The 25,570-nt window shown below is 51.0% G+C and carries 19 protein-coding genes; 11 read left to right on the top strand and 8 right to left on the bottom strand.

Annotation, left to right across the window (positions count from 1 at the left end; translation table 11 throughout):
- Positions 1-9 precede the first annotated feature (9 nt).
- Entirely contained in the window at positions 10-2,244 is a 2,235-nt protein-coding gene (locus tag GBK04_RS01695) for a DUF5916 domain-containing protein (RefSeq protein WP_152756298.1), read from the bottom strand.
- Between the two features lie 184 nt (positions 2,245-2,428).
- Here GBK04_RS01695 and GBK04_RS01690 point away from each other — a divergent pair, with 184 nt between their 5' ends.
- Positions 2,429-3,211 (top strand): hypothetical protein, encoded by a 783-nt coding sequence (locus GBK04_RS01690; protein ID WP_373330628.1) that lies wholly within the window; start codon positions 2,429-2,431, stop codon positions 3,209-3,211.
- A 98-nt stretch (positions 3,212-3,309) separates the two neighbouring features.
- Here GBK04_RS01690 and GBK04_RS01685 read toward each other — a convergent pair whose 3' ends face one another.
- The 3 genes from GBK04_RS01685 to GBK04_RS01675 form a co-directional block, all read right to left on the bottom strand.
- Complete coding sequence (locus tag GBK04_RS01685) at positions 3,310-3,501, bottom strand: cold-shock protein (protein ID WP_152756294.1); 192 nt, start codon at positions 3,499-3,501, stop codon at positions 3,310-3,312.
- A gap of 182 nt (positions 3,502-3,683) precedes the next feature.
- On the bottom strand, positions 3,684-4,766 hold the full coding sequence (locus GBK04_RS01680; protein ID WP_152756292.1) for a Gfo/Idh/MocA family protein: 1,083 nt from the start codon (positions 4,764-4,766) through the stop codon (positions 3,684-3,686).
- Positions 4,767-4,806: 40 nt separating this feature from the next.
- Positions 4,807-6,111, bottom strand: a complete 1,305-nt coding sequence (locus tag GBK04_RS01675; RefSeq protein ID WP_152756290.1) for a serine hydrolase — start codon at positions 6,109-6,111, stop codon at positions 4,807-4,809.
- 132 nt (positions 6,112-6,243) lie between these two features.
- On the opposite strand from GBK04_RS01675, the gene GBK04_RS01670 reads away from it, so the two are divergent.
- The 4 genes from GBK04_RS01670 (at position 6,244) to GBK04_RS01655 (ending at position 9,319) form a co-directional block, all read left to right on the top strand.
- A complete protein-coding gene (locus tag GBK04_RS01670) occupies positions 6,244-7,308 on the top strand; it encodes a PA0069 family radical SAM protein (RefSeq protein ID WP_152756288.1) in 1,065 nt (354 codons plus the stop codon).
- 215 nt (positions 7,309-7,523) lie between these two features.
- A complete protein-coding gene (locus GBK04_RS01665) occupies positions 7,524-7,685 on the top strand; it encodes a lmo0937 family membrane protein (RefSeq protein ID WP_152756286.1) in 162 nt (53 codons plus the stop codon).
- 135 nt (positions 7,686-7,820) lie between these two features.
- The gene (locus tag GBK04_RS01660; RefSeq protein WP_152756284.1) at positions 7,821-8,357 is read left to right on the top strand and encodes a porin family protein; all 537 of its coding nucleotides are present in this window, start codon (positions 7,821-7,823) and stop codon (positions 8,355-8,357) included.
- A 386-nt stretch (positions 8,358-8,743) separates the two neighbouring features.
- Positions 8,744-9,319, top strand: a complete 576-nt coding sequence (locus GBK04_RS01655; RefSeq protein WP_152756282.1) for a hypothetical protein — start codon at positions 8,744-8,746, stop codon at positions 9,317-9,319.
- Positions 9,320-9,429: 110 nt separating this feature from the next.
- On the opposite strand, the gene GBK04_RS01650 is transcribed toward GBK04_RS01655, so the two are convergent.
- From GBK04_RS01650 to GBK04_RS01635, 4 genes are all read right to left on the bottom strand, one after another.
- On the bottom strand, positions 9,430-13,074 hold the full coding sequence (locus GBK04_RS01650; RefSeq protein WP_152756280.1) for an ABC transporter permease/M1 family aminopeptidase: 3,645 nt from the start codon (positions 13,072-13,074) through the stop codon (positions 9,430-9,432).
- A 78-nt stretch (positions 13,075-13,152) separates the two neighbouring features.
- Positions 13,153-14,034, bottom strand: coding sequence for an ABC transporter ATP-binding protein (locus GBK04_RS01645; protein ID WP_152756279.1), 882 nt, complete (start codon positions 14,032-14,034; stop codon positions 13,153-13,155).
- Between the two features lie 90 nt (positions 14,035-14,124).
- A complete protein-coding gene (locus tag GBK04_RS01640) occupies positions 14,125-14,772 on the bottom strand; it encodes a DUF2490 domain-containing protein (protein ID WP_373330627.1) in 648 nt (215 codons plus the stop codon).
- Positions 14,773-14,884: 112 nt separating this feature from the next.
- Complete coding sequence (locus GBK04_RS01635; RefSeq protein WP_152756275.1) at positions 14,885-15,943, bottom strand: c-type cytochrome; 1,059 nt, start codon at positions 15,941-15,943, stop codon at positions 14,885-14,887.
- Between the two features lie 259 nt (positions 15,944-16,202).
- On the opposite strand from GBK04_RS01635, the gene GBK04_RS01630 reads away from it, so the two are divergent.
- The 6 genes from GBK04_RS01630 to GBK04_RS01605 all read left to right on the top strand — a co-directional run bounded on the left by GBK04_RS01630 (position 16,203) and on the right by GBK04_RS01605 (position 25,519).
- On the top strand, positions 16,203-17,519 hold the full coding sequence (locus GBK04_RS01630; RefSeq protein ID WP_152756273.1) for a type IV secretory system conjugative DNA transfer family protein: 1,317 nt from the start codon (positions 16,203-16,205) through the stop codon (positions 17,517-17,519).
- A gap of 258 nt (positions 17,520-17,777) precedes the next feature.
- On the top strand, positions 17,778-18,425 hold the full coding sequence (locus GBK04_RS01625; protein ID WP_152756271.1) for an RNA polymerase sigma-70 factor: 648 nt from the start codon (positions 17,778-17,780) through the stop codon (positions 18,423-18,425).
- 73 nt (positions 18,426-18,498) lie between these two features.
- Positions 18,499-19,488 carry a FecR family protein gene (locus GBK04_RS01620; RefSeq protein ID WP_152756269.1) on the top strand — a complete coding sequence of 330 codons (990 nt, stop codon included), beginning with the start codon at positions 18,499-18,501 and terminating at the stop codon, positions 19,486-19,488.
- A 119-nt stretch (positions 19,489-19,607) separates the two neighbouring features.
- Positions 19,608-23,156 (top strand): SusC/RagA family TonB-linked outer membrane protein, encoded by a 3,549-nt coding sequence (locus tag GBK04_RS01615; protein WP_373330626.1) that lies wholly within the window; start codon positions 19,608-19,610, stop codon positions 23,154-23,156.
- Positions 23,157-23,177: 21 nt separating this feature from the next.
- Complete coding sequence (locus tag GBK04_RS01610) at positions 23,178-24,704, top strand: SusD/RagB family nutrient-binding outer membrane lipoprotein (protein WP_152756267.1); 1,527 nt, start codon at positions 23,178-23,180, stop codon at positions 24,702-24,704.
- 29 nt (positions 24,705-24,733) lie between these two features.
- Positions 24,734-25,519: an HpcH/HpaI aldolase family protein gene (locus tag GBK04_RS01605; protein ID WP_152756265.1), complete on the top strand. Its 786-nt coding sequence runs from the start codon at positions 24,734-24,736 to the stop codon at positions 25,517-25,519.
- Positions 25,520-25,570: the final 51 nt, after the last annotated feature.

Raw genomic sequence — 25,570 nt, 5'->3', positions numbered from 1 at the left:
TATAATTTTCTATAAATTAAGCCAGTAGGTGAGCTTGGCGATGATGGCCCGGTTCTTGACCAGGAACGAATCCGCAAAGTAATTGTCGGAATACACCAGAAAAAAATCCGATACGGGCCGGAAACGCCATTGGATACGGCTGTTTAGGTTGATGTTGTTGGTCAGGTTGTTGTATTGAAAAAAGGTGGTCCAGAACAGACTCCGCGTGAAAGTCACATCCGTCCGCGGACCGATGAGGAGCAAGTTGCCTTTGCCGTGGGCGGTGGTGATGTGGCTCAGGCTATAATTCAGATTGAGGGTACCATAGGGCTGGAAACGATAAATGACGGCACCGGTCAGACTGGCAATCACCCCGTTGAAATTCTGGCCAAAGACTCCTTTCATTTCCAGCGATATCAGTTTCCGCCGATCCGAAATGTAATTGAACTGCGCGTTGGTGTAGCGATAACTGGTTCCCTGCCTGAGGGGTAGGTTACCACTGCGGGTTGGGTCGAAATTGGCCAGCAGCACGGTATAGTTATTGGCTACCTGCCAGGTGAAAACGGCGTTCCGGCTGGTAGTGATTTCTCCGATTATGCCGATGGACTGGTCAGTGAGACCGGTATTCAGTTTGCGGTATTCCTCATAGCTTACACCCACAGACTGTTTATTGATAAAACGATTGCCGGGGTAGAAATTGAACAGAAAGCGGGGATTGATCCGAAATACATTCCGGCGGGGTACCACCCCTACTTCAGCCTCAAAGCCTTCACCAATGTAGAAGTGGTTCCATACCACCTGGTAGCGGTACATATTGCGCACCAGCGAAGCGCCGGTACTGAATTTTTTATCCAGGTTGCCGGGAGTAAAAGCCTGGTGGTAATAGGCCTTGCCCTGCCAACGGTTGTCGGGCGAGGCCAGATTGTACTCAAGTCCGGCTATCCGGTTGTAACGGTCCTGTCCGACCACCGGATTGAAAACCTCCTTATTTACCAGCATGGCGGTAATATTGGAGCGACTGAATAGTTTTTTCTGTATAACCGCCACGGTGGTATTGGCGTCAGAGATGCCGCGCTCTTCGTCGCGGGCGGCCTGGATATTGAGCAGCCCGACCCGTAGGCTTTTGCTGATTTTGCCGTTCAACCGTACACCCGACACGATGCGGATGGGCGTATAGGTACCCGTGGTGGTGTCTACTTCCAGGCCAACCCGCCGGGAGTAGAAGGGCGTAAAGTTTTGATTGCCCAGGCCCGAAAGAACGGGTTCTTGACTGCCGAAGGTACCGAACAGGTCGGAGTTTTCGAGGAAGAACTGCCGCTGCTCGGGGAAAGAGAGCGAAATGTCAAACCGCGTAAGGTTCTGAACCTGCCTGTCGGCCTCCACGGTCGAGAAATCAGGATTGATGGTAGCATCCAGAATTAGTCCCGGTGTGATACCTACCTTCAGGTCGGCACCCACCGAATTGAGCGGAGTTCGCAGGCGGGGTACCTTCAAATGATCGGCCGCTCCGCCGACCCGCACGTAGGGGATGAAGGCCAGGTTGGCCCCCGGTTTTTTGAGCGGTTTTTCAAATTCCATCTTTCCGGTGAATGCCAGGTTGAAAATCAACTGATTTTGCGGAATTCGCACCCAGGTAGACTGCTCATTGCTCTGGGAATCGAAGCGGTAACACATAAAATTCCAGAACGTGCTTCCGTCAATGAACCGCAGGGTTTTAAAAGGAATTTTAAGCTCACACGTCCAGTAGGTATCGTACATTTTGGCGCTTCCCTGCCATTTGTTGTCCCAGTAGGTATTGAAGAACTGCGTATCGGAACCACCGTTGGAGATAAGGGCTTCGCGCATGACACCGAACGGATTCATGCCAAACAGGAAAGCGTTGGTCTGATCCTGGAAAGTATCGAACACAAAACTGATGTTGTCATTACCCGTTGCGCGGTAGTCGCGCCGATAGGAGGGGACGATGAACTTGTTGCCGTCGGCATAGCACTGGGCGGCGATATAAAGAAAATTTTCATCGTAGGTCATATATACCTCCGTGCGATGCTGAGCTTTCAGCGAATCCGTTGGAAAGTACTGCCAGAACTGATCGGTAACCAGGTGCCGGCCCCATTCCGTTTCAATCAGTTCACCGTCGATGGTAAAGGGTACCTCGGTCGGAGTTACCTGCATGGAAGGAGTGGGGTAACGCTCCTGAGCTTTTACCCCAAAAGGGTTCAATGTAGTTAGGCTAGAGATGAAGGCAAACAGGTAGATTTTTTTCATTCTGAGAGGGTTACCTTCAAGTATAGGCTAATTCGGGCTATTTTCAAAATAGTGCCTTTCTTTTTCAACAGAGGCGAATCAGAAAGGAATTGCCACCAATTTTAGGCCGGAATTGTACGGTTATGCCGATTGCAACGTTAAATTCCCTGAATGTGAACTTACCCACTAATCTATGAATAGTACCATGAAAATTTTAAGTGTTTTAGTATTAACAGCCCTGGTTCTTGCCGGATGCAATTCCTCCAAAACCATCCCGTACGAATCCAAATGGAATGCCCCGTTTACGTACGTCGATCAGGGTAAACTGGACGGTCTGGACCAGCAATCACGGCTGCGGTATGGTGTCATCAATGACGAGCAATACGTTTATATCACGCTCAAAACCCGTGATCCTCTTACTGTAAAGCAAATCCTCACCAGCGGCATGCGGGTGACTTTCAGCCCTGGCAATCAACGGGACGACTACTCGCTGGTGTTCCCGGTTGTAACACGCGACGATAAAAAGGCATTACAAAAAATGCAGATCGACCTACCCAATAGCCTGAGTCTGAACCGGATGTTGGAGGCTTTCAACAAAGAAGCGCTTTGGAAAGACCGGCAGGGTGAGCGGTTTGTCAATCTGGTCGATAACCAAACGGGTATCCGGGCTCACATTGCGCTGGACGAAAATCAGGAACTCACCGAGCAACTTTCCATCCCCTTTGAGCGGCTGAATGCCACAGCCCGTCAGGCCGAAGTACTGGATGTAGCCATCAAGACCGAAGGTAGCAGCGGCCTGGGATCAGGTATTTCACCGAATATCAGTGTGGGGATGGGCAGCGGTGGTTTCGGCTACGGTGGAGGAGGCTTTGGAGGCGGTGGAATAAGCATTGGTTCCGGCGGTCGGAACAATCCCAATGACCGTTCTGTCAATCTGCGTTTGCAGGTGCGGCTGGCTAAGGATAGTTTCAAAGAAGATTTACGGTAAAATCTCAGCCTCCGGCGGTTTTTACTGCGATTTAATGCTGACCACAAAAAAAGGGGCTTACCGATTGGTAAGCCCCTTCAAATTACCCTGAATAAATATTAGATAACTTTTACGTTAACTGCATTTAGACCTTTTTTTCCTTGTTCTACGTCGTAAGACACACGGTCATTTTCGCGGATATCGTCGGCCAGGCCGGATACGTGTACGAAAATGTCCTGACCACCATCGACTGGAGAGATGAAACCAAATCCTTTGGTGTCATTAAAAAACTTAACTGTTCCTTCTTGCATTGTATTGTTTTGTATAGATAAAAAATAGAGTACAAAGTAGGAGCTTTAAAATGATAACTCCTAATTTATTTTAAAATAATAGGGTAGCCCCTATGGTAAATATATACAATAAATAAGGTTAATTATTTGATTATTAGTTGATTATTGTTGGTTTTTTTTGAAATACAAATATTTTGGCCCAATCAGTTAATCATTACCTTTTTGCCCGATTGTGCGGATTTACGGGCAGCTTCCAGGATTTGTACTACCGTTATATTGACGGGCAACCCGTATAAATCGTTCTTATCCAGCGTCAACCGTTCCTGCACAACGTCGGCAAGTACCGAAAATGGATCGAGGTAAGGGGCAGGCCGAGGTTCCAGTTTAAGGGTTTCTTCCGGACTTTTTTCCTGGAAGCGTTGCCGAACCATGGTCGCATTCACTGCCACAGCATATCCCTGGGTACCATACACTTCCATGTCCTTACGTCCGAAGGTCCAGTTCCACGAAGCCTGAATGACACACTGTGCCTTGGGGTATTGCAGAATGATAGTGGCCTCGTCGTCTACGTTTGGGTAGATCTCGGGCTTGTTCTGATGCGTCACCGCAGTAACCGAAAGCGGCTTTTCGCCCTTCATCAGCCAGGTCATCAGATTGGCACCGTAGCAGCCAAAATCGGTAATTGCCCCGCCGCCATTTTTGACCGGATCGGTCAGGAAGGCAAAGAACTCGTCGCTTACGCCGATCTCACGCGGGCCCTGATGCCCGTCATTGACCATTACCTTACGGATTTCGCCCAATTTACCGTCCTCGACCATTTGCTGCACGTATTGATTACTGGCATACCAGGACGTTTCGTAGTTGGTGAGTACTTTGATCCCATAGCGTTGCGCCAGGGCCGCGATTTCCAGGGCATCGGCGTAAGTAGTGGCCAGGGGTTTCTCCACCATCACGTGTACCTTCAGCGGAGCGGCTGCCCGTACTACCGCCACATGCTCATTGATAGGACCAAAGGCAGTAACCGCATCGGGTTTGGTCGCCGACAGCATTTTGCCAAGATCGTCGAAAAACAGCTTGGGATCCAGGTTGTAGCGTTTGATGAAACGGTCGGCCAGCGCCTTGTCTTTTTCATAAATACCCACCAGTTCGGTGTCTTTTTTATCTTTTCGGTTAAACACCCAGCCCACGTGCCCGTGGCTCAGGCCAACCACGGCAATGCGAACGGGAGTTTGGGCATAGGAAGGAAATACGAGCATACAGAGCAACAGAAACGATAGGGGTTTCATGGGAGGAAATTGGTTAGGAATAGGTTAGTAGGTAGGCACTTCAATTATCGACATCCCGCACGATGGGGCGGGCATCCTGCGTACGGGTTTCATAGGAAATAGCAAACCGATCCAAATTGGGACGGTACTTGCGCTTCCGCGTCAGTTCGTACTGATGGATGGTCTGACCCAACTGATATAAAAACGGATGACCTACGGTTTCATACTCATACCGATTGTCGTTTAGTATCCCATCGCGGTTGACGTAGACCGTGGCAGACAGCAGGTACTCTACCCCGTTTTGAAAGTCGGCCACGTAGGAAGCATCGGTCAGGAAGCCGTAAGCCCAACCCACCTTATTAAAAATCCGCACCCCCTTGGGTACCTGATGGTGCAGACTATCCTGGAAAAAAAATTTGGCGTAGCTGTCGTAGTATTGTTCGGCATCGTACTTGGGATAATTCGTTTCGCCGGGAAACTGCGAAAGGTACTGGTACAAAAAGCTGTAATCGTCGGGCGTGAGGTCAAAGCGCTGATGGGCAGGTACCGACTCGGGAAAAAGCACCGATTCCAGGAGTGTATGCAGGGATTCCAGCGGTAGTTTGTTTCGCCCTGAAAAATCAAAAGGTTTCTGTACCAGGCTATCGCCGCTGGTAAGGTACCCTATTCCCAACGTATCGAGCCGGCTGAAATCGAACGGGTCGGAATTGTAAGCGGCGGGTTGGGAATAAATAAGCGAGCCATCTTCCCGAATAAACCGAACGGGATTGGTATGGCGGTTTTCATCGGGCGTCATGCGTACGAAGCGGTGCGTGATGCGGGTATCAGGGTACCCTTTCTGGTGCAAAGTCCGGTTGATCGTTTGCTGCCCCACAAACTCGTACATGCGGCTGTACGGATCGTTTTCACTCACCAAAAAGGCTTTCCTGATCAAATGAGCGATCGAAGGGTACCCCGTCGGCGAGGTTTCATCCCGCCATTCGCGGGTTTGACCGCTGAACGCACTATCGAACTGCATGGCCGTGAATTTATCGACGCCGGGTACCTTCATGTGATTGAGTTTTTCCAAGGACAGCATCGCCAGGGGTAGTTTTACCGTTGAGGCCGGATTGAAATAGAAGGTACTGTCTACGTTGAATTGGTAGTTGGTGAATGTGGGCCTGTTCCGCCGGTCGCGGTCGATTTGGGTGTAGATGATCTGTAGACGGTACTTTTCGGGATGCCGGATTACTTCCTGAAAAATAGGGTTGGGATTTTTTGCCAATAAATTGGTCAGAAAAGAATCCGTGGCAGGTTGCGCGAAACTCTTCGAAAGGAAACCCAGGAATAGGCCGATAACAGGCAGGTAAAATAAACTTTTTTTCATAGCCAAAAGATACGAGCCATAAAGTAGCCACGCAAATTTTCATTCCGTCCCGACTCAGAATATTCAAGAAGCAATATGTTTAAAGTAAAATACTATTTATATTTGATTTTAAACATAAAGACAATAATTTTCATGGATCAGCCTGAACTACCCTATCGCAAAGGACGAGGTGCTCAGAAAAACACTGCCAATCCCAACCAGACCCTCCACTATGAGCCCGACGAAGGGATGGACCCTGGCTACGAAGAGATGCCAGCTTTGCAGACGAAGTTTTATACAGAAACGCCCGTAAAGATCATCAGCAAAGTCAGAAGCCCGGATGTACCCATGATGAAATCCATCAATCCCTATCAGGGTTGTGAGCATGGTTGTATTTATTGCTATGCCCGTAATTCGCATGAGTTCTGGGGTTTTTCGGCGGGGCTGGATTTTGAAAGCAAGATCATGGTCAAGAAAAATGCCCCACAATTGCTGGAAAAAGAATTCCTGTCGCCCAAATGGTTACCGGCTTCCATTGCGCTTTCGGGCAACACCGACTGTTATCAGCCCGCCGAACGCCGGTTCGAACTCACGCGCCGGATGCTGGAAGTCTGCCTGAAATACCGTAATCCCGTGGCAATCATCACCAAAAATGCCCTGATCTTGCGAGACATTGACTTACTGACCGAACTCGCGCGGCTCAGTCTGGTACATGTGTACATTACCCTCACAACGCTAAACGAAGACCTCCGTCGAATGATGGAACCGCGTACCGTCACGGCCCGGCAGCGGCTCAACGTCATTCGCCAACTGACCGAAGCGGGGGTACCTACGGGGGTGATGACCGCCCCCATCATTCCCGGCCTGACCGATCACGAAATCCCCCAATTGATCGAGACTGCCGCCGAAGCAGGTGCGTTGGATGCGGGTTACACGGTGGTACGGCTCAACGGCGCGGTAGCCGAACTGTTCGAAGACTGGATTTGGAAAACATTCCCCGAGCGCGCCGAAAAAGTGCTGAACCAGATAAAGGCTTGTCACGGGGGGCAACTGAACGATAGCCGCTGGGGACTGCGCATGATCGGCGAAGGGCCGATTGCTGAATACATCCGGGGATTGCACACCGTAGCCCGTAAAAAATATCTCCGCGGACGTGGCTTTCCCAGGTATGATCTCAGTCAGTTCCGGCGCGAAGGATTGCAGATGAAGCTCTTTTAACAAAGCTTGAAGCAAGCCAATCCTGGCCCGTAAACCAGCTGGCACAAGGCCGTTCGCCCGTATTGGGGTAGTTACTCTACAATTGTTGAAACCCTAGCTGCCAATATGTAGAGATTTGGTAGATTTATTACGTATATTGGTTAAAACACTGGGCTGGTATTCCCTTTGTAGGGTAGGTGCGTAACACGTATCGTTCACTCTAACCAAACACAACGATGGGAAATATCCTGTATACGATTGCCGTTATTTTGATTATTCTGTGGCTTATTGGATTTTTGGGATTCGATAGCTTCGGCATGGGCAACATCATTCACATTCTGCTGGTAATTGCTGTCATTGCTATTATCCTGCGCTTAATCCGAGGATCGGGGATTTAGCACAACAAGATTTTGTATAGGTACCTAACCCCTGGAAATTCATTTCCAGGGGTTACTTTTTTATGAATTTCGCTGTAAAGAATACTGAGAGAATACGATTCGCGTTTTGTGTAAAAAGCTAAACCTCATCATACTATGGGTCGTATTATCCCCTCGTTACTCTTCGTAGTAAGTTTATTGATCAGCAAGGGTACCATGGCACAGGTACGGCTTGGTGTAAAAGCCGGCGCCAATGCCTCGAATCTTCACTTGGACGCAGTGACCTTCGATCCCCTGGTAGGGTACCAAGCCGGGCTAATGGCGGATTTAGGACTAAGCTCTCATTTTTCAATTCAACCGTCCTTGGTTATCAATTCCAAAGGTTCCAGCACGGATTTGGATATTCGAGATCAGAATGGACAGAGGGAAGATGGTACAAGAGCCATTTTCAGGCTTATCTACGCAGAAATTCCTGTGTTATTCTTGTATAAAGGTAGTCTTGGGGAATCCTGGCGGTGGTATGGCGGAGTAGGTCCCTACGTCGGAATCGGCATCACCGGAAAATTCAAAACGGATTCTGATATTCTGGAAGATCAAAAAATCAAGTTTGTTTTGGGCAAACAGAGCAACTACGTGGGAAATGTGTACAAGCGAATGGACTATGGTCTGAATGCCGCCTTGGGGTGGAGATAAATAGAGTACAGTTTGGAATTAATTACAGTCACGGATTAACTGGTGTAATACCCCAGGAGAACATTACAGTCAAAACCTATAACCGTATCCTGGCCCTGACGGCGGGCTACTGGTTTGGGAAATAAGACCGTTCTTAGGGGTACCCCGAACTGGCCCTTTGGCGAGTTGAGGAAGTAGAGTTTGAATCCCTTTCAAAGGATGCCGTATTAATGATTATTGAAATATAGTAAGGAGTAAAATGTTAATGATCCCTGAATGACAGCTATCATTCAGGGATTTTGTTTTTAGAAAAAGAAGGGTAGAACCAATTTCAAAACCTGTCATTTTTTAATTTGTAAAAGGTACCTTTTCGTTTAATTTTGTTTGGATACAAAAAAGAGCGCAACATGAAAGGGAAATATCTTTTTATAGGGTTGACAATACTCAGTCTAACTTTAATGGGATGTACTCCTGAAAATGTGGTGTTGGTGCCCAAAATCAATTACGATCAAGCCAGCATCGACCTAATGAAAGAACTTACCCCTCAGTTGGAGGGGCGGTGGAATCTACGTCAGGTCGATGTGAAATACAAATCCTATAATCGACAAAGCGAGATAGGGATTTATCAAGACACTACATTTCAAAACTTAGCTACCTTGACGGTGGTGCGCAGTAGCCGTCAAGTGTACTCTCAGTATTTTGAATTCGAGGGAACTATCGAATATAAAAAGAAAATTTATCCCATAAAATTTAATCTTCTGGTTCACTACGGTTGGATTGAAAAAAAGCAGGGACCCCAAGCAGTCTTATTATTTCAATATAATTCTAAGGTAGACCATGTCGTTGAGCCCGAGGAGAATTTCCTGGAATACCTGGGTTTGATTAATGATAATTTCAACCTGGAAGTATTTCCTGACAAGAGAAAAATGGTTTGGAAAGGACTCAGTCGGGGAATTGAAAAAATTGATTTTGAAAAGCAGTAGCACCTTACTGATCGACTAGTATCCAGCAGACAAGAACAGACTGATAGGCGCCTAGCGGTCTGTTTTGGTTAAAAACTCAGGAAGGGTACCTCTGAATGAGGTACCTCTTCTCAAACGCCCCCTTCACTCACGGTCTTCGTATTATCCTCCGGGTGGCGGTCAATGAGTTTATTGATGGGGTCCACACCGGCTTTGGTGGGTTTTTCAGGTACCATCACCGTCACGGTGTTGTCCTTTTTGGTCACGCGGTGCTTTTTCAGGTACAGCAATTTATCCTCGCCATCCTTGTCTTGGGTATACACACCCACGTCGATCCATTGGGTGTTCAGGGGTAGGGGCTTTTCGTTACCCGCGCTGTCGGCCCGGAATAGCTCGGAGGTGAATTTCAGGGTCACTTCGTATTGCTTGTTGTTTTTCTTCACATAGCTGGCGTCGGTGGCTTTATTCTCGTAAAGCGTAATCGTCTCGAACCAGTCGTGGATCAGGTACTTCAAGGAGTCGGGTGTTTCGGCGCGGAAGTACCCAATCAGGTCGCGGCTGGTGGGGTACCTTTGGTGCTTGGAATCGGGGCCGGGGTACTGCCAGTCAGACACGAAATTGTGCAGGGAGGTATTTACTTTGTTTTCGCCGATGTAATCCTGCAAGGCAAACATAATCACCGAACCTTTGCGGTAATGGATATAATCCTGACCCTCGGTCAGCGCCATCGGTTGTTCTTTCTTGCGCTCCATCGCCCGTCCGCTCAGGTACCTATCCATTTCGTATTTCAGAAATTTCTGCATCAGTTCGGGCCGAACGGTATGTTTCATCACCATCAGGGCCGAGTACTGCGCCTGGGTTTCGGACAGCATGGCGTTGCCTTTCACGCTGGCCTCGGGAATCTGGTGCCCCCACCACTGGTGCGCTACTTCGTGCGCCGTTACGTAGAATGGCATATCCAAATCCTCGTCCGGATCTCTGACCTTTTGGATGAAACCAATACCCTCCGAGAAAGGTACCGTATTAGCGAACGACTGCGCAAAACTGGCGTAGCGCGGAAATTCCATAATCCGCATTTGCCGGAACTGGTAGGGACTGAAATTTTTGGAGTAGTAGGTCAGCGATTTTTTCATTGACTCCATCATCTTATCCAGATTGTACTCGTGTCCCTTGTTGTAATATATTTCAAGATTCACGGGATTGCCGTCGGCATTCTTCCAGGTATCACGCTTCACGGCGTAGCGGGCCGACACGATGGAATAGAAATTGACCATCGGTACGTCCATTTCGTAATCGAAGTAGCGGCGGCCGTTTTCCGTCCATTCTTTCTGGATGTAGCCCGGCGCGATGGCGATCTGATCAGGCTCGGTGCCGATCACCATTTTGAAGCGAATGTAGTCTGCATCATCACCGAACAGACTCTGACTGAGTCCGCGCGGGTCGGTCTGCTCCATCATACGTTCTTTTTCGGGAAGCTTGTACTTGCGGCGGAGATCGTCGTCGCCCAGTTCGGCTTCTTCGGCGTAGCCTAACGAGGGAAAGTAGGTGTTGTTGAAGAAGGTACCGTTGTTGACCACATTGGTATTGCCCCCGCCCGACGTAAAGCCTTTTGTCGTGAAATTCACTTTAAAATCCATTTTCACCGAATCGCCCGGTACCAGTGGCGCGGCCAATCGGTAGATGGTGTAGCCGAAGTTTTTCCAGTCCTTTGTTACCTTGGCTCCGCCGTTGCCAAACCGCAGGTAATCGGTTTTTACATTCTCCTGGATATTCTCCTGAATATGGACATCGGCGATGGGCTTTTGGGTTTTGTTTTTCAACCAATAAAAGCCCTCGGCGGTAAAATCGCGGCGCGAGGGGTAGATTTCCACTTTCAAGTTCGATTCGACAATCCGCGGCTGGGGTACATACTGGTACTTTTTGAGTGCCTTTTCGTAATCCACCGCCATTTGCTCCTCTTCTTCACTTGTGCGGTAGGTATTCAGTTTGTTGGTGTTGTAGTACACAAAAAATCCAGTGCCGACGAATAAAATTACCGAAGCAAACAGACTCACTAGCAGCGGGCGCGTGAGGCGGTAGCGCGACAGGTTGAGCCGGGTTTTCATCAACGTGTCGGTACCCCGTACGGCAAAGAGAACCGCCAACACAAACAGCAGTGCCACGAAGCCGAACCAGTACAGTTTCAGCCAGGAAAACCTTGTAAAAAAATGGCCGTATTTGTTCATATCGGAGTACTCGCCCAGTCCGCCGCTGTTGAACATAAACAGCGGGTGCTGAATACCCATGGCACCGATGGTGAAGGTGATGATGAAAAACACAAACATCAGCGCGTAGCCTACGAACTTGTTGTTGGACATGACCTGTACGAAAAACGAAAGCAGGGTATAGGCCAACAAAAAGGCTAGGGTAGAGGTAAACAAAGTTTTGAAATACAGGCCAATTTCAAAATTGAAATACCCCAAAGCCGCCTGCACACCCATGCCGACCACAATCAGGATGAGCAATAGCACGCAGTACACCATGATGAGGCCGAGGAATTTGGCCGTGAGACCGACCCAATCGGGTACCGGCAGGGCGTCCAGGATGAGGTTCATGTTCACGGCCCGTTCGCGCCAGATGATCTCGCCGGAATAAAAAACGGTAATGATCAGGAAGAACAGATCGAATTCATTGAGCAGCCCCAGTACGTTGGCGGTGATCGGGTAGGAGCTGGTACCGTACATATCGTCGAAGTAGAATGAGCTGACAATGAGGTTGATCAATCCCACCGCTACGATGCCGATGAAGGGTACGTCTTTCACAATCATCCCGGCGTAGAATTTGGCTTGCTGCCAAAGCATCCGGGCGTAACTGCCCGCGTTCAGGATTTGGTTGACATAAGGGATGCGAATAGTCTCGGGATTGAAACGGGTTTTCTCAGCTACGATGGCTTTGGCCTTGCGCCAGCTCTTGCGCACCACGCTGAAACTGAACCCGAAGTAGGTACCCAGCATAATCAACCCGGCTATGCCCATCCAGAGCAGTCGGTTCCAGAGAAGTACCCCTTCCAAGGGTACCATCTGGGTATTTTTCTGGGCCGGCGTCCAGTATTCGGTGTAAATCTGAAAAGCCCGGAAACCGAATGGGTCGAGCATCGCGGCCAGGGTCTTGTTGTCGATGTCTTCCAGCAGCGTATCCGCAATCTGGTATAAAACCAGCAGCACAATGCCCTGCACGTAGATGACAATGGTCTTGCGGCTTAGGGTACCCGCGGCAAAGTATAAGGCCGCCTGAATGAACAAGTTAGTCAGGCCCAGCGTCAGAAACGGCTGGATGTAGGCCCAGAAATTGAAGGGGAACATTTCTTTGGCGGCCCAGGAGGGTTCCCAAGGTAGGTGCTTGCCCACAGCAAACCCCAGCATGAAAGCTACCCAAACCGAACTGAATACCAGAATCGTGACCAAGAAGGAACCAAAAAATCGCCCGAACAAATACGCGAATTTGGAAACCGGCGTAGAAAACATCAGCGAATCGGTCTTATGATCGAAGTCGCGCAGGACAGGAACCCCCATGATCGCCGACGTGATGAAGGTGAGGGCAAAGGTCATGATGACTGTCATGAAGGACAGATTGTACGGCGAATTTTCTTTAATCTGCCCCCCGGCTACCCCACCAATGACGACATACTTGGAGGTAACGGCAAAGAAGCACAACAGGAAAATGATACCGAAGTAGAGGTAGGTGGCGGGCCGCTTTTTGCGGTAGGCCAGTTCGAAGCGAATGATTTCTTGAAGCATGGTAGGGGAGGGTTAAAAGGAGCTAATAGCTGATAGCCAATGGCAAATAGCTTTATGAATAAGTGTTTTCCATTAGAATCAGGCTTCCACTTTCTCCCCAAAAATGTAGGAGAAATATACATCTTCCAGATCACCCTCCACGGGTTCGAAGTCGGCGCCGGGATAGCCGTCAGAGAGTATGTGTACTACGGGAACTCCGCCCACTAATTTTTCGGAGATAACCGTGTGCGTGTTCCGCAAGGCTTCCAGCTCAGGCTTGGGTACCCGCTTTTCCCAGATCCGGCTTTTGATGGCTTCCAGCGCCTTCGACGGACTTCCCTGGTACAGTACCCTGCCCAGATTAATGATCGCCATATCGGAACAGAGCTCTTTGACATCGTCCACGATGTGCGTGGAAAGAATGACGATCGTATTTTCCCCGATTTCACTCAGAAGATTCAGGAAACGATTGCGTTCGGCCGGATCGAGTCCAGCGGTGGGTTCATCCACGATGATGAGTTTGGGATTAGCCAGCAACGCCTGCGCGATACCAAACCGCTGCTTCATCCCGCCCGAGTACCCGCCCAAGTTTTTCTTGCGGGCATCGTATAGGTTGGTTTTTTGCAAAAGGGCCTTTACCGTTTCCTTGCGTTCACTGCGGTTGGTAATGCCTTTTAGTACCGCCAGGTGGTCCAGCAGGGTTTCGGCGTCCACTTTGGGGTACACACCAAATTCCTGAGGTAGGTACCCCAGGGTTTTGCGCACCTCGTCCTTTTGGGTCAGTACGTTGATATCGCCCAGCTGAATGGTACCACTGTCGGGTTCCTGTAGGGTAGCGATGGTGCGCATCAGCGACGACTTGCCCGCGCCATTGGGGCCAAGCAATCCAAACATGCCTTGCTGGATAGTAAGGGAAACGTCATTTAGCGCCTGAACGCCATTCGGGTAGGTTTTACTCAGATTTTCGATTTGGAGTTGCATAGGGTAGGAGTGAGGGTTGGTTACTAAGCCTTTACGTGGGAAAAGCTAATGTACCAAACAAATTAATAAACTACCATTATTTTTCTTTCCTCACTGCGGCCGGAGGGTATGGAGCAGGGTCAGCCGGAGGTTGTCGCGCTGGAAGTAAAGATCGGGCGTACGGGCTTTCTGATAGATCTTCATGTACCCTACCTCAACGGCCAGTGCCGGATTGAAGCGTTTTTCCACGGAAAAATACCCCCGGTTTTGGTCGAATAGGGTACCCTGGAAATTATTGAGAAAAAGCTCTTCGGATGCCCTGAGAGCCAGGTTTGCCTTTTTGATGGTATAGCCCAGTTGCACGCGGTAGCGGTGCCGGAAAATAAAAGCATGCGGCTCTGCAAATTCAAAAGGGCCGGGGTGTGACGAAAGAAAACGTTCCTCAACCCGTATCCGGTAGTTCAGCGCAAAATTTCTTAAGAAGGGTTGGTTGTAGGCGGCTTCCTGCCAGGCCCGTAGCTCCGGAGTGACGGGCCGGGGGTAGGTATCGGGGTACTGCGGTTTTTGTCCCGAGTAGGTCAAAGCGGCGGCGAGAGTCCAGGTTTCGTTGAGCCGATAGGAAGCCCGGCTGTGGATGATTAACTGGTGCTGACGACTGTTGACAAAAAAATGCCGGGTATCAATTTCGGTATGCAGGCTCCATTTTGAATTAAAATTCAGGAGATTGTAGTAGCGAATCCAGTAGAGGCTTTGGTGCACAACCTGCTTTTGGGCAAAACCGGATTTTGGGCAAATTGAAAAGAATACGATTAAAAGATACCCTAAGGTACGGGTGCATTGCATGGATCAGTACTTCGATAAAGGCGAATCGTTACTTTTTATGGGCAGCCATCCAGGCCTGAATCGGACCGTAGGGGCCATATTTGTGCTGCTTTTCGGTGAATGAGTCCGCATAGGGGCCAAAGGGATGATCAAAAGGCTTGGCGGCCACATCGGGCCAATCGCCCCGTAAATCTTTGGTCGGACGCGGCTGGGAATTGACGTAGGCCGCCACATCCCAGGCTTCCTCATCGGTCAGTTGGGGATGCTCGTAGGTAGCTCCAAAGGGCATGTTGAACCGGACAAAGCCCGCGAAAGCCGAAATACGGTACAGCCCGGCGCCCACATTGTAGCTATGCTGACCCCACAAAGGTGGGTAGGTATAGCTTTTGCCGTCTGCCGCCAGTATGCCCTGCCCATTGGCCTGGTGGCAGCTCAGGCATTTCTGTACATATACCTCTTTTCCCCGAACCGGGTCTGTGGCCCGATCCAATACTTTCAATTTATACAGTCCCGTACCACGGGGTATCGTTTTCTTAGGTACCTCAGTACCCAGCCATTTGAAATACGCCAGAATAGCCTGCATCTCGCGACTGGTAGAATCAAGTCCTTTCCCATTAAGGCTGCGTTCCAGGCAGTCGTTGACCCGCTTCACCTGACCTTCCACCGTACCCGACCGCGATCTGAATTTGGGATAGGCTGATTCCACCGCAAAGTAATTGTTGCCCCAGGGCTGGGTACCTGCCTGCAGGTGGCAGTTCTGGCAGTTCATACCGTTCGAGATGGCCCGTACCGAACCTTTGGGGCCCAGGTACTCGGCTGTGTGGGCGATGAGTTCACGTCCGTAGCGGATTTGCTTCTGCCGCGCAGGATCGAGCCTGGCCAGCTGTTCTTCCGTAGGCCCGGTCCACGGATTGACAAAGTCGGAGTCCGCCAACACATGTCGTTTGGACAGGCTCACCGACGGTGCAAGAGGATTTGCCCTGGGTACCTCTGGCGTAAAGTAGGCACTACCCGAAAGCATGAGTACGGTGAGCGAGGCCAGCAGGACAAAAACCCTGGCGCCCTCCCGTGAGCGGCGGACTCTCTTTTCCTGGTCGAAGAAGTTCATGAGGGTACTAGCGGATTTAAGGAAGCCGAATTTATCCTAAACGATTAAATTTATAGAGAAATGGCCCTAAAAATTTGGGAATAATTGGAATAATCTGATTCGGGCGAAAGGAAGTCTGTACTATAAGTCCAGATCAGGAGGCGTAGACTCAAAGGTAGCTCAAATTTTTTTTGAAAATACTTGGCGGTCTTTTGAGGGATGTGCGGGCAGAACGGTATATTTATTTTCTTGAATACACATACTAAAAACCGCTTCCACCATGATCACATCGAAGATACCCCTGGGCTACGATTCTCAGTCCCACACCAAAAACCGGGTGGTCGGTTTTCAACCGTCCCTACCCGATGGCAGTACCGCAATGGCTGGGAATGAGCCGTTGGTCGAGTATGGCGGAGAGGCGCACTTGGCTACCTTTGCCAATACCGGAGCCGGTAAATCGGTGAGCGTGATTACTCCCGCGCTGTTGACCCATCCCGGTTCGGTGGTGGTGTTTGATCCCAAGGGCGAGCAGTTTTTTACCACGGCCATGCGGCGCATCGACATGGGCCATGAGGTATACGTGCTGAATCCGTTCAATGTACCGGGCATACCCTCCAACGACAATGTGAATGTGTTCGACGTGTTCAATATGTCGATCGCCCAGCCGGATCAGGATGCCCAAACTATCGCCAGCCAGCTGGGTTACAGTGCCAGCACACACAATAAGGACCCCTTTTGGGAGTATTCCGGGCGGGGCTTTCTGGCCGGGATTATCGCCCACGTCGCTACGTGTCCTGATCTGGAAAAAAGCCTCGATTCGGTGTATAAAATCCTTTTTGCCGATGATATAGTGTATTCCTGCGCGACTTTGCTGGACTCGAGAGCGGTAGTGAGTAAAATGGCGTACGGTGAAATCTCGTCAGTACTCCAGATGCCCGATATGACGCGGGGCGGCGTGATTGCAACCGCCCAGTCGTTCCTGAAAACTTTATCGGCCGAAAGTCTGCTTGCCAATATCTCCCGGCCGTCGAGCTTCCCGATCAGCGATTGGATCGAAGGTGCCAAGCCCATGACGATTTACATAGTCATTCCGCCCTACCGCATGCACTCCCACGCCAGTCTGGTAAAACTGTATTTTTTTACCCTGATCATGGGCACGATGTGCCGCCAGCAAATTCCGGACTTCCCCACGCTCTTTATTTTTGATGAAACCAGTCTGCTGGGTAATTTCGAATACCTCCGCACCATCCATTCGGTAGGCCGAGGGTACGGGGTGCGGGCCTGGTCTTTCTGGCAGTCAATCAGCCAGTTGAAGGAGAGTTTTCCGGTCGTATGGGCCGAACTAATCGACAATTGCGGGGTACTGCAGTTGTTTGGCCAGCCTTCCCAAACTACCCTGGCTCAGTTTTCCCAGGTGTCGGGGATGGAAATACCCCAACTCAAACGGGTACCTGCCGACGAGCAGATTCTGATCATCGACGGCGAGCCCGTGCTTTCCCGACGCTTCAATTATTTGAAAGATGATCGCTTTGCCGGCCTTTATGACAAAAATCCCTATTACTCCAAACGAAATCCACCCGCCAAGCCAAGCTTGTAAGTGCCTGAACTGTACACAGATAATGTATTGGCGTTTTTTAAGGTACCTCTGATGCCGTGACCGTGAAATTTATCTTCGGACATCTAACATAGTAGATGATGTTCTAATGGCTAACTCCTGTTGCCAAAATGAGGATATTCAAATAAAATAAAAATATTTTCCTATTCGTGTAAGGACTTTCCAGCCCTTTGCTTGTCTTGTATCAGACGGTCCACCCTTGAATGATTCAGCCCTGATCCAGACAATAGCAAGGAATTTATGGAGCAAGCCTACCCGAGCCGTAATGCGAATGGGAATGATGCAAGGTACCCCAAGCGGCCCCTTGCTCTGAGCACCCCCGCCTTTGATCCGCCTGTCGCTACGGGTGACGAATGCTTCATTCGAAAAAATCTGGAAGAAAACCCCCGGCTCGGCGTCGAACTGCTCTACAAGCGCTACTATCAGCCCATGTGTACCCATGCCGTAAAGTTCGTGGGTTCCCGGGAGGTGGCTGAGGATCTGGTTTCTGAAATATTTCTTGATTTCTACACCCAGAACCGATTTTTGGAAATATCGACTTCCTACCGTTTATACCTATTTCGTACCGTACGCAACCGCGCCTACAACTACCTGCGTTGGGATTTGAGTCGGAAGGCCGAGCTGCGAGAGGTAGCCCAAAAGCCCATTCTGAACGAGCAACAGCCCGATCAGATCAGCCAGTACGAAGAGCTGTATCACGACGTGGAGGAAGCCGTAAACCGGCTGCCGCTGGAACGGCGGCGCATCTACCTCATGCGGAAATTTGACGGGATGAAGTATCAGGAAATCGCCGACGAACTCCATCTTTCGGTCAAAACCGTCGACGTGCAACTCCACCGCGCCAATCAGTTTGTGCGTGAGCTTTTGAAAGAGAAGTGGCAATTGTAAAGAACCGAATACCCGAGTCAGTGCGTACCCGACGTAAACTTTAAGGGTAGAGTCCACCATTCACGCAGTACCAATGAACGCAGTTATTAACAAGGAATTCATTTTCACCTACCTGTCGGGGAAATCGACCGCTTTGCAGAAACAGTGGGTCGATGAATGGGTGAAAGATCCGGCCCACGAGGAGTTGTTCTACCAATGGCTGGTGGAATACGAATACCAGCAGCCGCAGTACCTTGTGGACGTCGATACGGCGACGGATCGTTTCAGGGAATTGGCCGACCGCCCCCAGGAAACGCTCATGCCCGAAGCATTCCCGGCGACCAGCCGCTTACTACCCCGTGCCTGGCTGGTCGCCGCTTCCCTCACCGTTGTGCTGCTGGCCGCAGGCTTTCTATTCAAGAACAACATTCTGTACCAAACTCATACATCGGCCTATGGTGAAACCAAAACCCTACAGCTGAATGACGGAACCCAGGTGGTTCTCAACGCCAATTCATCGCTTAGGGTACCCCGTTTTGGGTTTGGCCACGGTACCCGGGAAGTATTTCTGACGGGGGAAGCCAACTTCGATGTGGCGCATCGGCCCGACGACCAACGGTTTGTGGTGAGCACGGGGAAAGGGCTTGAGGTAGTGGTTTTGGGTACGGAATTTACGGTCTATGCGCGCTCCCATAAGTCCAAGGTGATCCTGAACCGGGGAAAAGTGCAGCTCCGCTACCGCGAAGGTACCGCGCAAAGGCAGTTCCTGATGAAACCGGGGGATCTGGTCACCCTGGACCGTGACAATCATCTCGAGCAAAAGGCTACGGATACCCCAACGGACTATTCGGCCTGGAAAGACCACCGCTTTGTATTCGAAGATACGACCCTGGCCGAGTTTGCGGAGATGATGCAGGAAACCTACGGGGTGCGGGTGGTGATTCCGGAAGAACGCCTGGCGAGGCGAACCCTGGTAGGCTCGTTCCGCGCCGAAAGCTCCGAGGAGTTGCTGGAAATCGTGTGCCGGATTTTTAATCTCAAAATGAATAGAGCGAACGACGTGGTGACGCTGGCGGAAATATAATAGTGGGAAAAGCAATCCGTATTCAGAAGCCAGCAGAGGTAGTGACGGGGTCTTCGGGTAAAATCCGAACCATTGATTCCAGAGAAACAATATTCCTAAACCCTTAATCAAATTGCGCAATGAAAAAATCACTACCACCGCCCCGATGGGCGAGTTTGCTGCTGGTGGCCTGTATGGGGCTCGCTCAACCCGCCGCCGCCCAGGATCTGGCGAGCGTCACCCAACTCCCGCAGAAAAAACGCGAAAGTACCCAGCCCGCCCGGCAGAAATTGCGTGGGATACTCAACGAACTGAAAACCCGCTACCGGGTAGATATCCTGTTCGAAGGCGGACTGGTCGGGGACATCACGGTAGCTACCGAATTAGTGGATTTCAAGGCCAGTGTCGAGCAGAATCTTGAGCGGATATTGCGGGCAACGCCTTTTAACTACCGGAAAATAAAAGCCGGGACGTATGTGATCGTCGCTGAAAAGAAGTCCACTCAGAAAAGTGAATCCGCTGAAACTACTTCCCAGGCACTGGCTACGACCGAGAAGCTCCCTGAAACCCTTCAGGCACCAACTCTGGTTCAGGTTGTCCAGGTGGAAGATGTCGATCAAACCGTTCGGGGTAAAGTAGTGGATGAAAATAGTAACGGTCTTCCGGGCGTGAGCGTGCTGGTAAGAGGTACCACGCGCGGCACGACTACCAACGCCGACGGGGCGTTCCAGCTAGAGGTACCTGATGCAGCAACGGTACTGGTGTTCAGCTATGTAGGCTACCAGAGCCAGGAAATCACGGTAGGTACCCAGACAAACCTGACGGTTTCGTTGGAACCGGAGAGCAAAGCATTGCAGGAAGTCGTAGTCACGGCGCTGGGGATCAAGAAACAGGCCAAAAGCATCGGGTACGCTACGGCCACGGTACCTACGGAAGAAATGACGATCAACCGCACGGCCAATTTCATGAACGCGCTGCAGGGCAAAATGGCGGGTGTAAACATTACCTCGCTGGGCTCGGGGCCGGCCGGAACCAGTAAAATTCGTATCCGGGGCCAGTCGTCCTTCGGGGGTAACAATTCCCCGCTGATCGTGGTCAACGGGGTACCCATCGACAATACCAACAATGGCGCGCGCGGCGACGTTTCGGAGCGCGGCAGCAACCGTACTTCTGACGGCGGCGATGGCCTCAGCAGCATCAACCCCGACGACATCGAGAACCTGACGGTACTGAAAGGCGCGGCCGCCTCGGCACTGTACGGATCACGTGCCAAAGACGGGGTCATCATGATCACCACCAAAAACCGGGGTTCGGGTTCGGGCGTTTCGCTGACTTACAATACCAATTTTACCTCCGATACGCCGCTCGACTACACCGACTATCAGTATGAGTACGGACAAGGTGAAAATGGGGTGCGGCCTACCAGTGCCTTCCCGACGTCAGGCCAATGGAGTTTTGGAGAAAAATTTCAGCCTGGCATGACCCAGATTCTGTTCGACAACGTGGAGGTGCCTTACGTACCCCAGCGGCATCAGATCACGGACTACTACCGGACGGGTTCGACCTTTACCAATACCATTACCCTGGCTTCGGGCGGTGAAAACGGCGGCTTCAGCCTTTCGGCTTCCAATCTCAGTAACAAGACCATTCTGCCCGGTTCGGGCTATGACCGGCGAACCATCAACCTGGGCTTCACGCAGACGGTAGCCAAGAAGTTAACGGTGTCAGGCAATATCAACTACTCGAACGAGTACCGCAAGAATCCACCCAATATTGCCGAACAGGATTATAGTCCGGTCGTACTCTTCAACATGGCTAATTCCATGCCGCTGGATTTGTTGAAGCAGTACGCCTCCGATGAAAATGGCAACGAAATAGTATGGTCCAGGTTCACGAACCGCACCAACCCCTACTTTGCCCTCAAACGCTTCGACAACATCCGTAACGACCGGGTATTCGGTAACCTGACTGCCCGCTACAACTTCACCGACTGGCTGTTTTTGCAGGGGCGGATCGGACAGGACTATTACTCCCGGGAGCAGGACTATAACCTACCCACAGGTTCGCAGCGGCAGCCCGCCGCGCCCGCCGGATTCGTCAACGGCCAGTATGTTCAGGATGACCGCAATGTGCGCGAACTCAACACCGATTTTCTGTTGGGGGCTAACCGTACTTTTGGCGTGATTGGTATCAATCTCAATGTAGGGGGTAACCAGATGTACCGCCGCATCAGCCGTCATAATGTGCTGGTGCAGGATTTCTACAGCCGTGGCCTGTACACTATTGGCAACGGTCGGCAGCGCGATCCGATCTATGATTTTTCCGAGCGCAAGGTCAATTCACTCTATGCTTCGGCCGAAGTATCTTTTAAGGATTTCCTGTTCCTGAATGGTACCGCCCGTAACGACTGGTTTTCCACGCTATCGCCCGCCAACCGGAGTATTCTTTATCCTTCCATTACTGCCAGTTTTGTCTTTTCGCAAGCCTTTGCTTCTTCATTGCCAGCCTGGATCAATTTTGGTAAAATCAGGGCGGGCTACGCCGAGGTGGGAAGCGATACGGATGTGTCGCCTTATGCCAACAACCTGTTTTACAGCATCAATTCCCAGCAATTTGCCTCACCTACCGGGGTCGCCCAGACCCTGGCCAGCATCAGCGGCTCCACGGTGCCCAATGCCAATTTGCGACCCATGCGGGTAGCCGAGAAAGAATTCGGAATTGAGTTGAAGCTGTTCAATTCTGTCTTGGGGGTAGATCTGACCTACTACGACAAGCTCTCCTCCGACCAGATTCTCCGCGCCCAGACTTCCAATGCGGGCGGGTACCTCAACCAACTAATCAATGTAGGCGAAAGCCGGAATCAGGGCTGGGAAATGCTGGTGAATGTAATGCCTGTAAAGACCCAGAATTTTACCTGGAATGCCATCTTCAACGGCGCTTATAATAAGACCAAGGTACTTAACCTCGGCGATGATGTGAGCGATAATTCTATTACCGTGGGTACTGGGGACTTCTCGGGCGAATTGCGCCAGGTAGTTGGCCAGCCTTTGGGTCAGTTGTACGGCTTCGGGTACCTGCGCGACGAGCAGGGTCGCCAGGTGTTCGATGCCGGGAACGGTCGTCCGCTTCGCACCGCTACCCAAATCGCCTTCGGAAGCGCGGTACCACGCTGGGTAGGCGGAATCACGAACAGTTTTACCTACAAAGGCATCAACCTGTCGTTCCTGATCGATTTCAAACTAGGTCATAAAATGATTTCGGGTACCAATTTCAATGCCTGGCGGCACGGCTTGCATAAGGCTACGCTGGCCGGACGCGAGGAAGGGTTTGTGATTGGCGATGGGGTCAATCCCAACGGCGAAACTAACCAGACCAAATCGGTGGTACAGGCTTACTACGAAACCGTACGCTCGCAGAACATCGCCGAACCTTTCGTGTATAACGCCGGACTGTGGCAATTGCGGCAGATTTCATTGGGCTACGATTTTACGCGATTCCTGACTTCGGTCAAGTTTGTAAAAGGGCTGCGCCTTAATGCCGTGGCCAACAACGTGGCGGTGCTGAAAAAGTGGGTACCCAATATTCACCCCGAGCAGTTTGGTTTTCCTTCGGACAACCTGATCGGCCTCGAAGCCACCGGACTGCCCATCACGCGGAGCATGGGGTTCAATTTGAATGTAAAATTTTAGGCTGATAGCAATCAAAAGATTATGAAAAATATCAAGAACTACCTCTGGATTATCGCGATCTGCCTGTGTGCTACTTCCTGCGATAAAGGATTTGATGAACTCAATGTGAACCCCGTGGCCCTCACGAGCGTGGACCCTGGCTATCAACTCAATACAGCCATCGTCAACAGTGCGCCTGGCTATGGAAACCTGAGCTACGAAACCACGATCGTGAAGCAGATGATTACCCCGTTCAGCGGCCAGGGATCTGCCGCTAATTTCAATCAGGACAACCGTAGCGTCGCCGCCGGAAACTGGAACAACTTTTACCAGACCAATATCAAAGAGTTGACGGATGTTATTGCCAAAACGAAGGACGTACCCGCGCGCTCCAACCTGTACAATATGGCGCGTATCTGGCAGGCCTACTCGTTCATGGTACTTACGGATACCTACGGCGATATTCCCTATACTCAGGCCGGAAAAAGCTACCTCGAAGGGGTCGATAAACCCGTTTACGACACCCAGGAATCGGTCTATAACAACATTTTGAGCGAGTTGGATGCCGCTGCGGCGGCGCTGGATGCGTCCAAAGCCAAGGTAGCTACTGACTTGCTGTACGATGGAAATGTCGTCAAATGGAAGCGCCTGGGTTATTCGCTTCTGTTGCGCGCCGCTATGCGGCTTTCCAAAATCAATGCGACCAAAGCCGCCGAATACGTGGCCAAAGCTGTGGCGGGCGGCGTGATGCAATCCAACGCCGACAATGCCATGCTGCGCCATAACGCCAGTTTTACCAATCCCGTGGGCTCGCAGCTCAACGGTGGTCAGTCGGCTTTCTTCTATCTCTCGGAAGATTTTGTGGACTATCTCAAGACGAACAATGATCCCCGCCTGTCTTCCATCGCGGTTCGGTACGTGGGTGCCACCAGCGGAGCCCAGCAGGTAGAAGCCAGAGCCAACCGTACGCCCGATGTGCAAATCGGCGCTCCGCAAGGATATGACAATACCACAATCAGTTCGGCGGTGGCCGCCAAAAAACTGGCCAGTCTGTGGGACTACAGCCAGTTGGACCGTACCCGCATGGCCAGCCTTTTGGCTCCGAGTTATATGGTCACCTACGCACAAACCGAACTCTTGCTAGCTGAGGCAGCCTTCCGCAAGTGGACGACCGGCGATCCGGCCGACTTTTTTGCCAAAGGAATCCGGGCTCATATGGAACAGCTTGCCGATTATGGTGCCAATACGGCCGTTCCGGCCGCGGCCATCAACACCTACCTGGCGGCACACCCGCTCATGGCGGGTAGCGAGCTGGAACAAATCAATACCCAGTACTGGGTGGCTTCCTTCCTGAACGGACCCGAGGCCTGGGCCAATTTCCGCCGCAGTGGGTACCCTGTGCTGGCTCCGAATCCGTACCCCGGCAGCGATCTTAAAACCGAACCCTTTATCCGCCGATTGACCTACACCGACGCTGAACTGAATGTTAATAAGGATAATGTGCAACAGGCCATCAGCCGACAGGGACCGAATCTGCTCGATACCCGAATTTGGTGGGATAAGAAGTAAGGCGACCGAATTCGGGCCTTTACGGGTATATGAAAAACTTAAAAAAGAGATTACAAAACGGCGAAACCCTCCACGGCTGCTGGCTCAACCTAGGTAGTTCGCTCACTGCCGAAATCGTGGGTTTGTCCGGATTCGACTGGGTACTGATCGATCTTGAACACGGCGCGGGTACCGAAAAGGACGTACTAGCGCAGCTGCAAGCTCTGGAAAGTACCCCCGCCGGAGTTATCGTACGGGTGGAAAGCGCCGAAAGCCAGCGCATTCATCGGGTCCTGGATATGGGTGCGGAAGGTATCATGTGCCCCAAAGTCAGTAACCCGGCCGAAGCTCGGAAAGTAGTGAGCGGGCTACACTACCCGCCGCATGGACACCGGGGCGTAGCCAAAATGGTGCGCGCTACCCAGTTTGCGCAGAATTTTGACAGCTATTACCAAAATGCCCGTGAAAATTTGCTGGGCGTCGTGCAGATCGAAACCGCCGAAGTACTCAACCACCTTGACGAAGTAGCCGCTCTCGACGGCGTGGACGTGCTCTTCATCGGCCCCGCCGATCTCTCGATGGAGCTTGGTATTTTCGGGCAGTTCGACCATCCCCGATTCAAGGAAGCCGTTCGGGAAACGATCAATGCCGCTCAGAAGGCCAAAAAAGCCGTGGGAATTCTTTTCTTCAATCCCGAAGAGTACCACAACTACCACCAACTCGGAATACGATTCATTGCCTGTGGAGCCGACGCCACCTTCGTCGCCAACGGCGCCCGCGATATGGCCAGAAAATTAGGGGATTTTAGACATAAGATTCTGGATACTGGATCATAGAAATGAAAAAATCTAAACTATCCAGAATCCAGCGTCCAAAATCCATAGTCA

Source organism: Salmonirosea aquatica, assembly GCF_009296315.1.
Taxonomy (GTDB): Bacteria; Bacteroidota; Bacteroidia; order Cytophagales; family Spirosomataceae; genus Salmonirosea; species Salmonirosea aquatica.
The sequence above is the reverse complement of the archived record's forward strand: the minus strand, read 5'-3'. Positions and strand labels throughout refer to the sequence as shown.